This is a genomic window from Coprococcus sp. AM11-30B (assembly GCF_027674365.1).
In the GTDB taxonomy this organism is placed as follows: Bacteria; Bacillota; Clostridia; order Lachnospirales; family Lachnospiraceae; genus Allocoprococcus; species Allocoprococcus comes.
In genome coordinates this window covers 101,934-116,210 of record NZ_JAQDVB010000011.1, presented here as the reverse complement: position 1 = coordinate 116,210, position 14,277 = coordinate 101,934, and the positions used below count along the sequence as shown (strand labels likewise).

The following is a 14,277-nucleotide window of genomic DNA, read 5'->3' as shown; positions in this document are numbered from 1 at the left end:
TTTAATCCCGCATAGTTACTGAGATAATCCACAGCTGGAATTTAGTTTTTCATTTAAGTTTCTATTTTTTATCATGCTGCGTTGAAATATTCCTCCAGGATTAAGTCTATTTCAATCACTTCTGAATAATCATAATACTGATCTTTCCGCTCTTTTGGAATAACTTCTTCAATAAATGGTTCCAATATATCTAGACAGTCTTCTATGATTTCCTGCGTATCTCCATAGACATCTACTGATATGATTTCCTTGGCATGTCCCAATAAATGCGAAACACCTTTTGAATTAAAGCTATTCTTCAGCAAAATAGTTGCATAGGTATTTCTCAACTGGTGAAAATGAATATCAGGCAAATCCAAGGATTTCAACAAGTCTTTATAGTATTTCTGATGAAAACCTTTACTCCTTGGATTCCCATATGTAGAACAACAAATATAATTCCAGTCCCGGAACTCTTTTGGTCTGCGTCTGCGGTTCTTCTCATAAGTTTTCCGTTCTTCCAGAATTGCTTCAAATACATAATCCGGTATTGGAAGTTCACGCACACCAGCAGGTGTTTTTGTTTTAATTTCCTGCTTTGTCAGCATCTTAGGTGCACAGTCTTCTGCTTTACTGTTTGGCTTCTTTCCCAACTGACGCTCTACTCTCAACGTCCTGTGAATGTAATCGACATCACTGTATTTCAAACCGTTGATTTCACTTCTTCTGAGCCCCATCAATACAGCAAATAAAATCTGCATATGAATCGGTGTTTCTTTACTTTCCTCAATCAACTGTAGCACCTGCGGAAGTGTCAATGTTTTCTTTTCGTCGATTTTCAGAACACGATACTCTGTCTTTTTTATTTTCTTCGGTAAATTGATTCCCTTCGCAGGATTAGTTGCCAATACATTTTTGTTAAATGCATACTCCAATGATGTTTTCATGATCGTCCTGACATTTTTCGCAACTGATTCGTTTTTCTGCAACTGTATTATATAATTTTCTGATATAACCCTGATTCAGTGTAGACATATACATTTTTCCAAGCTGTGGAACAATATAATTCCTAATGGCACTTTTGTAAGTTGTATATGTGTCGTCTGTTATTCGGGGACGCATAATATCTTCCAACCAGAAGATCATAAACTCCTCTACCCGGATTTTTCCATACACAATATAGGTTCCAGTATGTAGCTGTCCGATTACTTCATCACGAAATGCATTAGCTTCTCTTTTGGTTGTGAATCCCGCATGTTGCTGTGTCTTTGTACTTTCGTCTGCAAACGTCAGCAACACACGAAATCCATACCCATTTTTGATTGTTGTCACCGAATAGACCTTATATTCTACATATTTCTTAAAATCAAAGGTCTTATGCATGGCTATCCCTCCGTTCCGTTTTGTTGTGGTACAAACGTATTATTTACAAACGCAATAATCTTATCCTGCTCGTCCATAATCTCACAATAATATTCGTAAGTCGTATGAACGGAACTATGACCTAGCAGACCAGATATTTTAAACAATGGAACTCCAAGCTCAATTAAAATGGTCACAAACATATGTCTGAGTCCATGTACGGTGATATTTGGCAATCCATTTCTGTTACAGATTTTCGTAAGTGCCTGATTCATTGCCGTTAATGATCGGGGTTCGCCATTTTCCTGACAACATACATAATCAAAATTCTTGTATTCTATGCCCAGATCAGTTTTTCGCAATTCAATCAACTGCTGTCTGCGTTTTACTTCCCGCATCACCACTTTTGGCACTCTCAATATCCGGTAGCTGTTCTCAGTCTTTGGATTCCTTTCAATAACAGCATATTCCGTAACCGTAAATTCTTTTTCTTTCAGTTTCAGGTTTCCAACAAGCTGTCTGCTAATTCTGACGGTCTGTTTTTCAAAATCAAAATCCTGAAACTTCAATCCAAGGATTTCTCCTTTTCGTAATCCACAAAACAGTCCCAGTAAAATTTCCAGATACCAAGGATTCTTGCTCGCAGCTTCAAGAAAAACCTTCAATTTTTCTTTGCCTAATACCCTTACCTTTGGTTTTGCTCTCGGATATGGCTTTGTCTCAGGCATTGGATTATAGCTTATGAACTTATCTCTTGCTGCATCTTTCATGGCGATACTCAAAAGCTCCCGCCCTTTATTTCCCGCTGAAGGACAGATTTTCGCGACACGTTCCAGTAGAGCATCTAAATACTCTACTGAAACATACCTTAATTTGATATCCGCTTCCATACTCGGAAGAATCAGATTATATAAGGTATATGCTCCAACCATTCTCGTGGTTGTCTCAATTCTCGGACTGAAAATATTTTCAAACCAGTATTCCAGATAATCCCCAAGCATCACATCTGTCTTTTGCATTTTTGCAATCTGGAGATCTCTCTGCTTCTTCTGGTATCTTTTTTCATATTCCCAGTAACTTTTCTCTGCTTCTTCCGGCGTTTCAAAGCCACCTTTTTTCCCATATTTTGTCGTCAGATCGTCCTGCAGCTCTTTGGTTCTGTGATACCATGATTTTCCTTCAAAAAAGACAACTCTCTTTTCCTTTGACATTGTCTCTTGCTGCGTTTCTTTCTGTTTCATTCTGCTCTCACTCTTTCTCTCTCCTCGTCTCCATTCAGCCACTTATCAAAAGAATTGCATGGGATACGATAAGATCTGCCAATCTTCAACACCCGGAATGGTTTTCTGTCATAATAAACATTTTCTATAAATTCATATGCCTTGGAGCGTCCCAGCCCAAGCAAATTTTGAACATCTTCTACTTTATATACTTTCTTTTCCATTTCATTCTCTATCATTGCCATGACGTTATCCTCCTCGTCCTAATCTTTGCGCTTTACTACCGGTAGTTTTTAGCTGTGTAACATCTAAAAACGGTACACCACTAAGATATCCATTTTCGTCTACATCGTCCAATGTGCGAATTTTCAAATCGCACACTTGACTTTTACGTGTTACTTGTTCTTTCTTCCTATATAATAGTCGTACCCATTCCGGACATTGCAGAACATACATAATTCCTTATATCGCTGCTCCGGATTCACCCGCCGGATATAATGTCCCGGCACCTCATAAAAATTGCCTGCACATACTCTACACAAGCTCACGACTAACGGTTTTTCAATTATCTTCGGTATCCCGGTACTTCTTCGGATTGCTTTATTGATTTTCTCCATTTCAGTACAATCTAAGGTACACACATAATTTTCCAACCGTCTTTTATCTAAAGTTCTAAGCTGCTCCAACAGCACTACAGAATCCTTTTCCAAACCTTCCATTTCCGGAACTGCAATGTGTGTCGGCAGTTTCATTTTTTCTTTACTAGTAATTGCTGCCACGATCACTGTCGGACTGTATTTATTTCCTATATTATTCTGAATCACCAGCACCGGACGATAACCGCCCTGTTCACTTCCAAATACAGGATCAAGGTCGGCGTGATAAATATCCCCACGCCTGACGTTTCTATCTTCCATCTTTGCTTTATCTCCTCTCGTCTTTCTAACTGTTGTTATCCCTAAATATGTAAAATACAAGCCTATTTGTCCCCGACGCCCCGACTTGTAATTGGGAAATCATCAGACGGCTGACTGCTAATCAGCTCCACAGGATTTTATCTAAAATAAATATATGGGATTAGGAGTTTTCCTCTCCAGGGATCTCCTGAAGCTGCCCTCACTTGTTGCGGCATCAAAGAAATATTTTGTATACACGACTTTATGACCGGACAGGAGTATCATTATGCCTGTTGTCTGTCATCGCCCTGTCAGAAGCAATCTGACAGTTATAACCAGATATTTTTCGCTCAACAGTCCAGGTAATACAAACTGAAACCAAAAGGAAGTATACGGGTGGGATTTCGCTGTCTTTACCCAGCCTGTGTTATGGCGTATCTGTTAATGTGGCTTACGCTCATCACGATAACAACAGGAATGTGTCTGATGAATGTATATGAATTTGTCAAGGTTCGTCCCTCTCCCCAGTCTTTTCGTGACAAAAGAAGAAACAGGCGGATCAGAATATTTCTCTTTCCACCTGTTTCCTCACTTAAACGCTATTTTTCAACCCACTATCTCAAAATCTTTTTCAAATTTCTGATTGCTGCTTTTACAGACTTTGCTACCATCTGAAAAGAGCAGCCTTCTTCCTGTGCAATCTGCTCATAATTCTTATCTTTAAAATAATACTTCATCAATCGTCTTCTCTGAATTTCCGACAACTGCTGAATTGCACTATGTAAACGTTCCGCTTCCAGTTTATTCAGAACAGTATCCTCTACACCTTCCTCTTTCTGAAATACCCGTTCATATAAACTGGAATCCCAGATTTCTGACTGTTCCAAATGCCTGTCCACAACATTCATATGCGACACATCCTGCAATTCAAACGTATTAAAAGCTTCATATACATTCTTTCCTATTTCCAAATCCTTGTACTCTTTTTCACCATTATGAAATGAAACATAATATTTTCCGTCCTTCTCATAGATTTCATATGGGTTGTATTTATCTTTTCTTCTTTTTGGCTGTCTGCCTTCCATGTCCTTTCCTCCGATCTGAATTTTTTTGAATTCAGATCAGTAGGCGGGGCACGAATACGAGCAATCGCCCTTATTTTGAATTGCTCATTCTCAATATTTAGGTAACAAAAAACGCCCTGACAGATTTCACTCCTATGGACGCATTTAATTCGATATTTTATTACCCTGGATTCATTATTGGCTCTTACCCTAGTTTCAATTCCAACATTTACTAATGAAATTGTTGAGATTTTTTTAATTGAATACCTTCTGTTGAACAGAATTTTTTAGCTGAACTCTTGCTAAGAACCATATTTTCTCCGGTTAGATTCCGGAAAAGAAAATAAGCATACAAATACTGCTCTTTCGGAATCTGTTTTTTTTAACCGAAAGAGATTTGTATGCTTTCTCATTCATTGGGTAATACCCTGTATTTTTTCTAATGTTACACCCTTTTCACTTTTCAAATTTAGGGTAATACACTAAATTTATGGAGGTATATAAACATGGATATTCCAAAAACATTATTTGCCACTTTAGTAAAACAAGGGCGTATGGAAATGCATTTAACACAAGAAGCTCTTGCTGAAAAACTCGGAATATCGGCGGCTTATCTTGGAGACCTCGAACGCCATAAAGGCGGTCCCAGTCTGGAATTATTTTGTAAAACCATGCAGACTTTAAATATTTCTGCTGATGACTACGTTTATCCAAATCAGAATAAAAATAATTCTACATATGATCAGATTCTTCGGCTCTTAAATCAGTGCAATGATTATCAGTTACAGGTAATTCTTGCAACTACGACAGCTCTGCTAGATTCTAATCCTTTTATTTCTAACGTAGACACTACTAATGATACAAAATAAAACTTGTAAAATACCGATAAATAGCTGATAATTACCGATATTTAAAATTAGTGGAATAAATACTATTATCATATGTTAAAAACAGTTATGCTATATCATTACAACTTGATATAACATAACTGTTTCTTCTTTACGAACATCCTTTTATCTATCAAATACTACATTTTCCTCCACGACACACTTAATTGCTTTTCATCTCGCTAATTATTTTTTCCATATCCGTCGATTTTTTCAAGAGTCCTAAACCAGCCAATAACTGAATACAATCTACATATCCTTGACAATATGCCCTTTGTTCTGACACAAACGCTTCTTCTTCCAAAATTTCTCCATATTGCTTCAACTTCTCCCTGTCCTCATTATTTATATGATTGAGAAGTTTATTCACCTTTTCTTTTTCCATTTTCTTCTTCAACTGAATATTTGCAAGTTCTTGGAAATAGATATAACTTTCTCTGTTTATATTCTCACAACGCAACTGGTTCAAAAAAGAGGATATTTCATTCCAAATATCATTTTCCATAAAAATTTCTCCTGCTATTTTTGGTATCTTTACTTATTATGCCCAATTTTATATTCCATCATTTCATCAATTCACCATTAAATTTATATCCCATTCCCCATACAGTTAAAATGTATCTTGGTTTTGCAGAATCTGGCTCAATCTTTTTTCTGATTCTCCGAATTATGCCCATAACATTATCTTCTGCCCCATAATATGGTTCTTTCCACACCTGTGTATATATTTGTTCCTTTGAAAATATCCGTCCTGGATTTTTTGCCAGCAAATATAATATTTCAAATTCATAATTCGTCAATTGAACCAGCTCACCATTACTTTCTACAGAACGATATTCCGCATTTATTTTTAATGCTCCGTAATCAAGTACCCTATTTTGTTTATCAGGCATCTCAGAGTATTTTTTAGCAGACAGAAAATGTAATAATTCATTTAATTTTTCTTCCTCATTTTCATCAAATGTTACAACAACTACCCTTCCCATTTTTATAAAAACCTTTCACATTCCAAATCTTACAAGTGTAATTTTTTATCTATTATTACATCTGTAAGATTTAAAGTCAAGTTTTTATTTCGTTGACAGAATAACCTTTTAAGATATATAATATTTTTATTACATTTGTAAGATTTGGAGGAATATCACATGAGCAATCTGCCTCAAATTTCAGAAGCTGAATTTGAAGTTATGAAAATCGTTTGGAAATACGCACCAATCAGCACCAATGAAATTACTGAAAAATTAACACAAATTTCCAGTTGGAGTCCTAAAACAATTCAGACATTGATTAAACGTCTCGTTTCTAAAAAAGCACTAACCTATGAAAAACAAAGCCGGGTTTTTGTCTATACTCCATTGGTCAAGGAAGACGAATATATTCGGCAGGAAAGTAATTCTTTTTTAAAGCGATATTATAATGGTAATATCACTTCTATGCTTGCCTCTTACATTGAGGACGATAAATTATCTGAAGAAGACATTACTGCCTTACGGAATCTTCTTTCCAATCATTAATCATGGGAGGAGCATATTTTGACATATTTTAGCTTTCATTTTTTACTCTGTAATGCCATCATCTGTATTTTTTTAGGCATTTTACTGGGATTAAAAAGATTATTACAAAATCAATTATCCGCACGTATGCAATATAATCTTTCGATTATATTTCTTGTCGTTCTAATTGTTCCTTTTTTTCCAATAAAGTCTGCCCCATCTTCTATATCATGGGGACATTTACTAATGCCAAATTCAAATACCAATGGTGACATTCAAACCACTTTTCTTTCTGGTAATAGTTATACTTTGAATAAAATAAATGATTTTGCTGTCTCGGTCAACACCCAAATTCCAACTTTTATTCACTCATTACTTGTATTTTTCTGGAGCATCGGTGTTTTCGTAATGTTTGTTCTTCTCTACCGTTCGGCAAAACAAGTAAAAGCCTTACATAGTTCTGCCTTACCTCTTCAAAACGAAGTAATAAACACTCTTTATATAGATTGTTTAAACGAAACGAACATCAAGAACACAATCCCAATTTATAGTACAGCATTTTTGAAATCTCCTGTTTTAGCTGGTTTCCTACGTCCTCGCATTTATCTTCCAATTCACCTGATTTCAGATTTTAACGCTGGAACTATAAGCGCAACTGATATTCGATATATGCTTCTTCATGAACTGCAGCACTACAAGCATAAAGATATTCTAATTGGATATTTGATAAATACAGTAAATGTTTTCTACTGGTTCAATCCCCTAATCTGGTATTTTCTAAAAAGAATACGGCAGGAACGGGAACTTGCCTGCGACAGTGCTGTATTACAATTATTGAAAGAAACAGAATACAAGTCATATGGAAATACACTGATTAACTTTGCCGAAACAATAGCTCTGTCTCCATTCCCTCTTACTATGGGAATCAGTGGAAATATAAAACAGTTAAAAGGACGCATTTTAAATATTGCATCATTCCACCAACCTACTTTTAAACAAAAAATTCGTGGATATCTTATATGCATATTCGTCTCTACTATCATCATTGGATGCATTCCCATACTTTCTGTTTATGCTTCTGATCAGACTGGCTATCATTTTGACACAACCGAAAAGAATATTACTCAGCTAAATCTTTCTTCCAATTTTGGGGACTACACCGGAAGTTTTGTTTTATATGATCAGTCTGCTGATAGATGGAATATTTATAATATGGATCATGCTTCCACACGTGTATCACCAAATTCGACTTATAAAATATATGATGCATTACTTGGCTTGGAATCTGGAATTATTACACCAGAACATTCCACTTTCACATGGAATGGAGAACCATATCCTTTTAATTCATGGGAAGCCGATCAAGATTTAACCTCGGCTATGCATAATTCCGTAAACTGGTATTTTCAGGCAATTGATTCACAGGCAGGTTTTGAAGCCGTAAGAACATTTTTACAGACAATAAACTATGGAAATCAGAATACTGGAACAAATCTAAATCTCTATTGGACAGATTTCTCTCTGAAGATATCACCCATAGAACAGGTGGAATTGTTACAGGATTTCTATCAAAATAATTTTCATTTTGACAGTAAAAATATCCAGGCAGTAAAAAAAGCTCTGCTGCTTTCCACTACTTCTTCCGGTTCTCTTTACGGGAAAACAGGAACTGGACGTGTCAATGGTAAAGATGTCAATGGTTGGTTTATCGGATACATTGAAACAGCGAATAATACTTACTACTTCGCAACAAATATTCAATCCTCTTCTGGTGCAACTGGAAGTCAGGCTACCGAAATAACAGAATCTGTACTTTCTAATCTTGGTATTTGGAAATAAATAAAGAGAACTGATAGCATAATTTCCCGTTATCAGTTCTTTCTTTTTCTTCGTAATCTCTTCAATATTGTTATCTGATTATTTTAAGGTATATCCTCACTTACATTCCTATATATTTTTGGGCTTCTTTTTTACAATCCAACGTATTACCATGGGCAATTACATATTCCATGCATTCTTTTCCCTGTTGTTCTTTCCCTACTCTGTAGTAACATACTCCAAGCAGAAGTCTGCGTGTAACCTCATAATATGGCAACTTTTCTGTATCATCTTCCAGTAATCTTATTGCTGCCTCATCTTCCTCTTTCAGCATAAACTTTTTTGCCATAAACAGCGGATTATTCTGAAATACGTTTCCTGCTTTTTCTAATGTATCAGAATATCCAGCTCCATCTTTCTCCTGATATTTCTTCGTCAGTTCAAGATTCGTCACAACCTGCTGCCAGAAACGTCCCTCTTTTTTTCCTTTCCATTCATTCTTTGTATATTCTTCTGCTTTCTGTAGTTCTCCATTAGCAATAAGTGCAACTATATACTTAGGTTGAGCCATCAATACTACATTTTTTTGAAAACCTTTATAATCCAGACTCTTTCCGTATTTTATCATCCCCTCCAACATTTCTAAATATTTCTCTGCATCACATTCCTGCGACAGCATCCGATCAATTTTTGAAAACTCTCGGAGAATATTACAAATTTCAATCAACATGACCACAATCAGATCAAGCACCGCACAGCCCCATAGAAGATAGGAATCTGTTGTGATCCAGCCCGACTGTTTCACATTGAAAAAGAGTACTGTCTCTTGATGTGGAAATGGATTCCCTTTAAAAATACTTACAATACAAATCAATGCTACATAAATCAACAGCACATTTCGTATCATTCTGATGCGACCATTTTTTTGCTTTTCATAAATCTTTTTTATCTGTTCTTCCATTCTCTTCTACCTTTCTTCGTTGCTGATCAATCCTGCAACTTATCTAATCGATACTGATATTTTGGTATATTATCGATTCCATTATCTAAAATCCTATTTCCAACATAATGAACCGATCCATCATTCTGAAATTTCACCGTAAGTTCATGTGTAATAACCGCATCATTACACACTACAGAATCACAAACTGCATTTATAGTCAATACAACTGTTCCATCTTCATTATACTTGATTTCAATTACTTCCGGCAATGATAATCCGAAATGTGTTGGTGCATAACTACCACATCCCAAACGTTGCCACGCATAAGTATTACTTTGTTCATCATACACCGCCCATTCTTTTAGTTCTTCTGCGGTAACAGGAAGATATGTCATAATTACACTTTCAAACTCATCTGCCGTAACTCCTGCTACTCCAGTTTCATTGCTAAATTTTTCCCCGTATTTCATATTATAAAGATATTCAAAAATCCCATTATAGTCCAGATCTTGCATATTCTCTATATTCCAGTTTGAGCACAATAGATTGTTTCCCTGATAACCCAATGGCCCTACATATTTTTCTGAATATTCCAGGCATTCCTCATTTAATGGTCTAACTCGGATAATACAACTTCCATCAACAATTTCTGTCACTTCCGGTGGTTCCGGTACACATACTTCATAGCAAAAGTTCCCATATTCTGTGTATTTCCATTCCTTTATTTTTGAAAGAGAAATATAGGTAAGCATCGGCTCTGTATCATCGTTCCACAACATTTTTGCTGAAATAACAAACATGTTTTCCCCATCATATGTATATTCTTTTCTGGTAATTCCTCCATCTATATCAATTTCATATAAAATTACGTTGTCTTTTTCTTCTTGCCTGGCAGCATTCAAAAACATTTCCATCTTCTGATAATTTTCCATAACAGAATAATGATCTGAACCCCTTACCGGATTTCCATTTTGTTTAATAATCTCTTTCATCCGATCCATCATTTGCCTGGCAACATTCTGATCAGCTTCTTGTATTCCATTAAATTCAGAATAAATATCTCGGATGGCCTCCATATTCTCTTCACAATCGTTCACTACTTCCTTTTTCTTTTTTTCATCAATTTGCAAATCATATCCCTTATCTTGAATTTCCATAACAGTGTTTTTCTGATTCTTCTCATTTTTTACATCTGTGCTGTTTACCGATATCTTACTTTCACAGGAAGTCAGAATCATTCCTATACAAAGCACTAACAAAATACTTTTTCTTTTCATATTGCCCCCTAATTATTACTGTAATTCTCTTCCCACTCTTCTTCTGTTAACCTTGGCATATACCACCCTGCATTTGCATTTTGATCTGAACTAATTACCTTATTTGATAAATACCGGAAACTTCCGTCTTCCATAGGTTTTATCATCAATTCACTGGTGATTGCCTGATCTAACATTCTGATTTCCCATACTGCTTCTATCGTAAGTTTTAATGTTCCATCGTGCAATTTTTCATATGAGATAACTTCCGGATATGGCTCATATGGAAATTCACAATCATACAATCCTCTCGGTCTGTATCTAAAAGTTTTGTCATCACAGTTATAAAAAGTTCCCTTTTTAATCTCAGTACTGTCAAATGGTAAATATGTCTGTAAAACCTCTTCAAACTCATCTTCTGGAACTTCATATTCTGCGCCACCATAATTTGCTTCATATGGAACTTGCTTTCCATATTTCATATAATACATTTTTTCATAAAGGTCATAAAAATCGAGTTCCATATAATTCTGGTTATCCCAATTTGTAATCAACAGGTTATTAAGTTCATACCCCAACGGCATAACGTATTTTCGATTCAATTCTCTGCACGTTTCATTCAATGGCTGTACTCTGAATCCAGTCTCCCCCGGTGCTCCATCAAATCCCGGTGGACGGTACTCTTCAATAAACAAATATCCTTTTTCCGTATATTTCCACGCATACGCTTCATATTCATCATAATATTCGGCCTGTGGATTATTATCTTTCCATTCAACCTGACATAATCGAACATCCACCTTTCCATCCATTGACTCTAAATGATATTGTATAATTTCCCCTTCATCAAATACGACAATAATGTCAACTGCTGCCTGTTCTTCTTTTTCCGCTGCTTTGCAAAATTTTTCTACCTTTTCACTGTTGACCATATCAATCTGATTATCACGATCTACTGTCGCATATCCTTGCATTTTCAGACAATTGATAATTTTTCTTTTCGTTTTTAATGTATTTAACTCTGACTTCTCTTGTATATAGATATTCTGAAAAGTTTGTGCTATTTCTTTCGCTTCAGCATACATTGCAGATTCTACAGTTTCTTTCTTTTGTACTTTTTCTGTGATTCTTTCTTGTCTGCATCCTGTAAAAACCATAAGAATTATCAATATCACTGTCAAAATCTTACATTTGTAATAATTTCTTGTAAAAATTTTTTTATTCTTTAAAATACTCATCCAATACTGTTGCATCTTTTCTAACAACATAACCACTTCCACCGATTCCTTTCACATTCTCAACCATACTGATGAGAAGAATTGGTCTGTCTACATTTTCCTCTGCTGTAAACACTGAAAACCACCCGATTTCTTTACCAGAAGTATCTTCTTTCGTTGCTTTCAACTCTGCTGTCCCCGTTTTTCCAGCCAGTAAAATATCGTCACGATGTGCCGCATATCCGGTTCCTTCTGGATTATTTACAACACCTTCTACACCTTGCATAATTTCCTCTACATTTTCTTTGGTAAAAGCATTTTCTATCCATATTTCACCGGCAGCCTCTTCTTCGTATGTTAAATACGGCTTTACCATATTCCCTTCATTTAAAAACGAAGTATAAATACTTGCCAAATGTAACGGATTTACAAGAATCTGCCCTTGTCCATAGCCACTATCTGCCAGTTGTATTTCTGTTTCTATTTTATCCGTATTTGAATATGTTGATTCCTGCATCGCAATCTCAAACGGTATATTCTGATTAAAGCCTATTTCATTTAAAGTATTCATAAAATTTTCACTTCCAATTTTAAGAGCAACCTTTGCAAAGTAAATATTATCAGAATAAATAATTGCATTCTTCATAATAACCGGTTCATACTCATGAAGTGTTGTCACTTGATAAGATCCCCAGGACGAATCTTTCTGCCATTCCAGACCTTCATTTCCAAAATCCTCTTTTGGATCTATGGTTTCCGTTTTCAACCCAATTCCTGCTACAACTGGCTTAAATGTTGAACCAGGACACCATACTTGACGGAAACGATTATATAAAGGTTTCTTTTCATCTTCATTTAATGATGTCCATTTTTCTGATGATAATCCTCGTATAAATTCATTATTGTCATAAGATGGAGTACTGACCAAAGCCAATACTTCTCCCGTATAAGGATTCATTGCAACAGAGCACCCCGGATCTTCTTTAAACTGCTCATATAATGATTTTTGCAAGTCAGAATCTATCGTCAATCTTATATCTTTACCATCTTCTTTAAAAGTGCCTACAAGAACTTCTTTTTCTTCCCCATCGCTATCTAGAATCTTTATATCACAACCATCTTTTCCTTTTAATTGCTTTTCATATATTTTTTCCAACCCAGACCTTCCGATTACACTTTCGTTTGTATATCCTTCCCCCGGATGATTTTCCAAATCCTCTGCCGTTACAGATTGTACATAACCAAGTAAATGAGCGGCTGCTTCCCCTAACTCATAAGATCTAACTTCCACATCTGACAGCATAATCCCCGGAATTTCCAGAAGTTTATTCTGACGCTCCTGCTCCTCAAGCGTCTTTTCTTCTGGCTGTATTTTCATTAAATCTGTTTCTTTTACTTTTGGAATTGTTTCAATTGGTACAAAAGAATCTTCTTTCACCCACTTTGCTGTAAGTTTGTTATTTATTGTTTCTACGTCTATCTTCAATAACTCTGCTATTTTTTCAAGAGATACATTCCTGTCTTCCAGCTTTCCCGGTATAATACCAACCGATGTCGCTACACCTTTTCCTGCAAGCATTTTACCATTCCGATCTAATATTTCTCCTCGCTCCGCTTTTGAGGTAGTAACGCTTATTTTATCATCACTCTCTAAATCTGGAAAAATCAAACTATCCTGCCATACTAATTTATATCCCTGTTTTGTTTTTTTCAGTTCTACCATATTATCAAACTGTATTGCTCCAGCAATTGTATTACATGATGATTCATACGAAAGCGTAACTGTATCTGCTTTTTTCTCTTTAATCACTATGTGATCGATTTTGATGTCAGTGACCTCTATTCCTTCGTATATCTTAGAATTTCGTTGTATATATTCTTCTTTTTCCAGATAACCTTTCTCCCCTGAATCTATCATGGCATACATCGCTTCATATTCCTTTTTTTCAATATGATTCATATATTCCACCAGTGTGTCTTCTGGTGATTCCATAATTGATCTTTTTAATAAAACACCTCCCAAAATAGCAATTACTGTTATAGCTATTATTAATCCCCAAATCCTACAAGTGTAAGATTTTTTAGTGCTTTGTTTTTTCCGTCTTTTTTTCATAGATACCCCTTTCTTTCAATGCTTTTATT

At 35.6% G+C, this 14,277-nt stretch carries 15 protein-coding genes; 3 read left to right on the top strand and 12 right to left on the bottom strand.

Annotated elements, in window-relative coordinates:
- Window positions 1-71 precede the first annotated feature (71 nt).
- From PGU50_RS09175 to PGU50_RS09150, 6 genes are all read right to left on the bottom strand, one after another.
- Complete coding sequence (locus tag PGU50_RS09175; protein ID WP_270246773.1) at window positions 72-926, bottom strand: site-specific integrase; 855 nt, start codon at window positions 924-926, stop codon at window positions 72-74.
- Window positions 898-1,362, bottom strand: a complete 465-nt coding sequence (locus PGU50_RS09170) for an N-terminal phage integrase SAM-like domain-containing protein (protein ID WP_270246772.1) — start codon at window positions 1,360-1,362, stop codon at window positions 898-900. The genes PGU50_RS09175 and PGU50_RS09170 overlap by 29 nt, the downstream gene beginning before the upstream one ends.
- A 2-nt stretch (window positions 1,363-1,364) precedes the next feature.
- Window positions 1,365-2,582: a site-specific integrase gene (locus PGU50_RS09165; RefSeq protein WP_270246771.1), complete on the bottom strand. Its 1,218-nt coding sequence runs from the start codon at window positions 2,580-2,582 to the stop codon at window positions 1,365-1,367.
- On the bottom strand, window positions 2,579-2,806 hold the full coding sequence (locus PGU50_RS09160; protein ID WP_005337954.1) for a helix-turn-helix domain-containing protein: 228 nt from the start codon (window positions 2,804-2,806) through the stop codon (window positions 2,579-2,581). Before PGU50_RS09160 ends, PGU50_RS09165 begins: the two co-directional genes overlap by 4 nt.
- 150 nt (window positions 2,807-2,956) lie before the next feature.
- On the bottom strand, window positions 2,957-3,478 hold the full coding sequence (locus tag PGU50_RS09155; RefSeq protein ID WP_270246770.1) for a type II toxin-antitoxin system PemK/MazF family toxin: 522 nt from the start codon (window positions 3,476-3,478) through the stop codon (window positions 2,957-2,959).
- Window positions 3,479-4,071: 593 nt separating this feature from the next.
- Entirely contained in the window at window positions 4,072-4,542 is a 471-nt protein-coding gene (locus PGU50_RS09150) for an RNA polymerase sigma factor (protein WP_270246769.1), read from the bottom strand.
- Window positions 4,543-5,027: 485 nt separating this feature from the next.
- On the opposite strand from PGU50_RS09150, the gene PGU50_RS09145 reads away from it, so the two are divergent.
- A complete protein-coding gene (locus PGU50_RS09145) occupies window positions 5,028-5,390 on the top strand; it encodes a helix-turn-helix domain-containing protein (RefSeq protein WP_006428642.1) in 363 nt (120 codons plus the stop codon).
- 181 nt (window positions 5,391-5,571) lie between these two features.
- On the opposite strand, the gene PGU50_RS09140 is transcribed toward PGU50_RS09145, so the two are convergent.
- Window positions 5,572-5,913, bottom strand: a complete 342-nt coding sequence (locus PGU50_RS09140; RefSeq protein WP_173824653.1) for a hypothetical protein — start codon at window positions 5,911-5,913, stop codon at window positions 5,572-5,574.
- A gap of 58 nt (window positions 5,914-5,971) precedes the next feature.
- The gene (locus tag PGU50_RS09135; RefSeq protein WP_270246768.1) at window positions 5,972-6,394 is read right to left on the bottom strand and encodes a winged helix-turn-helix domain-containing protein; all 423 of its coding nucleotides are present in this window, start codon (window positions 6,392-6,394) and stop codon (window positions 5,972-5,974) included.
- Window positions 6,395-6,553: 159 nt separating this feature from the next.
- On the opposite strand from PGU50_RS09135, the gene PGU50_RS09130 reads away from it, so the two are divergent.
- Both PGU50_RS09130 and PGU50_RS09125 read left to right on the top strand, forming a co-directional pair.
- On the top strand, window positions 6,554-6,922 hold the full coding sequence (locus PGU50_RS09130; protein ID WP_119636673.1) for a BlaI/MecI/CopY family transcriptional regulator: 369 nt from the start codon (window positions 6,554-6,556) through the stop codon (window positions 6,920-6,922).
- 18 nt (window positions 6,923-6,940) lie between these two features.
- Entirely contained in the window at window positions 6,941-8,740 is a 1,800-nt protein-coding gene (locus PGU50_RS09125) for a BlaR1 family beta-lactam sensor/signal transducer (RefSeq protein WP_270246766.1), read from the top strand.
- Between the two features lie 100 nt (window positions 8,741-8,840).
- Here PGU50_RS09125 and PGU50_RS09120 read toward each other — a convergent pair whose 3' ends face one another.
- Genes PGU50_RS09120 through PGU50_RS09105 form a run of 4 tightly spaced genes read right to left on the bottom strand, consistent with a single transcriptional unit; the run spans window position 8,841 to window position 14,248 of the window.
- Window positions 8,841-9,680, bottom strand: coding sequence for a hypothetical protein (locus PGU50_RS09120; protein ID WP_173824657.1), 840 nt, complete (start codon window positions 9,678-9,680; stop codon window positions 8,841-8,843).
- A 26-nt stretch (window positions 9,681-9,706) separates the two neighbouring features.
- On the bottom strand, window positions 9,707-10,939 hold the full coding sequence (locus PGU50_RS09115; protein ID WP_270246765.1) for a DUF6070 family protein: 1,233 nt from the start codon (window positions 10,937-10,939) through the stop codon (window positions 9,707-9,709).
- A gap of 8 nt (window positions 10,940-10,947) precedes the next feature.
- On the bottom strand, window positions 10,948-12,186 hold the full coding sequence (locus PGU50_RS09110; protein ID WP_270246763.1) for a DUF6070 family protein: 1,239 nt from the start codon (window positions 12,184-12,186) through the stop codon (window positions 10,948-10,950).
- Window positions 12,137-14,248 (bottom strand): penicillin-binding transpeptidase domain-containing protein, encoded by a 2,112-nt coding sequence (locus PGU50_RS09105; protein ID WP_270246761.1) that lies wholly within the window; start codon window positions 14,246-14,248, stop codon window positions 12,137-12,139. Before PGU50_RS09105 ends, PGU50_RS09110 begins: the two co-directional genes overlap by 50 nt.
- Between the last annotated feature and the right edge of the window lie 29 nt (window positions 14,249-14,277).

Coding starts and splice junctions, on each gene's coding strand:
- PGU50_RS09175 (WP_270246773.1), bottom strand. CDS start 926: ATGAAAACATCATTGGAGTATGCATTTAACAAAAATGTATTGGCAACT.
- PGU50_RS09105 (WP_270246761.1), bottom strand. CDS start 14,248: ATGAAAAAAAGACGGAAAAAACAAAGCACTAAAAAATCTTACACTTGT.
- PGU50_RS09165 (WP_270246771.1), bottom strand. CDS start 2,582: ATGAAACAGAAAGAAACGCAGCAAGAGACAATGTCAAAGGAAAAGAGA.
- PGU50_RS09115 (WP_270246765.1), bottom strand. CDS start 10,939: ATGAAAAGAAAAAGTATTTTGTTAGTGCTTTGTATAGGAATGATTCTG.
- PGU50_RS09140 (WP_173824653.1), bottom strand. CDS start 5,913: ATGGAAAATGATATTTGGAATGAAATATCCTCTTTTTTGAACCAGTTG.
- PGU50_RS09110 (WP_270246763.1), bottom strand. CDS start 12,186: ATGTTGTTAGAAAAGATGCAACAGTATTGGATGAGTATTTTAAAGAAT.
- PGU50_RS09150 (WP_270246769.1), bottom strand. CDS start 4,542: ATGGAAGGCAGACAGCCAAAAAGAAGAAAAGATAAATACAACCCATAT.
- PGU50_RS09145 (WP_006428642.1), top strand. CDS start 5,028: ATGGATATTCCAAAAACATTATTTGCCACTTTAGTAAAACAAGGGCGT.
- PGU50_RS09170 (WP_270246772.1), bottom strand. CDS start 1,362: ATGCATAAGACCTTTGATTTTAAGAAATATGTAGAATATAAGGTCTAT.
- PGU50_RS09120 (WP_173824657.1), bottom strand. CDS start 9,680: ATGGAAGAACAGATAAAAAAGATTTATGAAAAGCAAAAAAATGGTCGC.
- PGU50_RS09155 (WP_270246770.1), bottom strand. CDS start 3,478: ATGGAAGATAGAAACGTCAGGCGTGGGGATATTTATCACGCCGACCTT.
- PGU50_RS09135 (WP_270246768.1), bottom strand. CDS start 6,394: ATGGGAAGGGTAGTTGTTGTAACATTTGATGAAAATGAGGAAGAAAAA.
- PGU50_RS09130 (WP_119636673.1), top strand. CDS start 6,554: ATGAGCAATCTGCCTCAAATTTCAGAAGCTGAATTTGAAGTTATGAAA.
- PGU50_RS09160 (WP_005337954.1), bottom strand. CDS start 2,806: ATGGCAATGATAGAGAATGAAATGGAAAAGAAAGTATATAAAGTAGAA.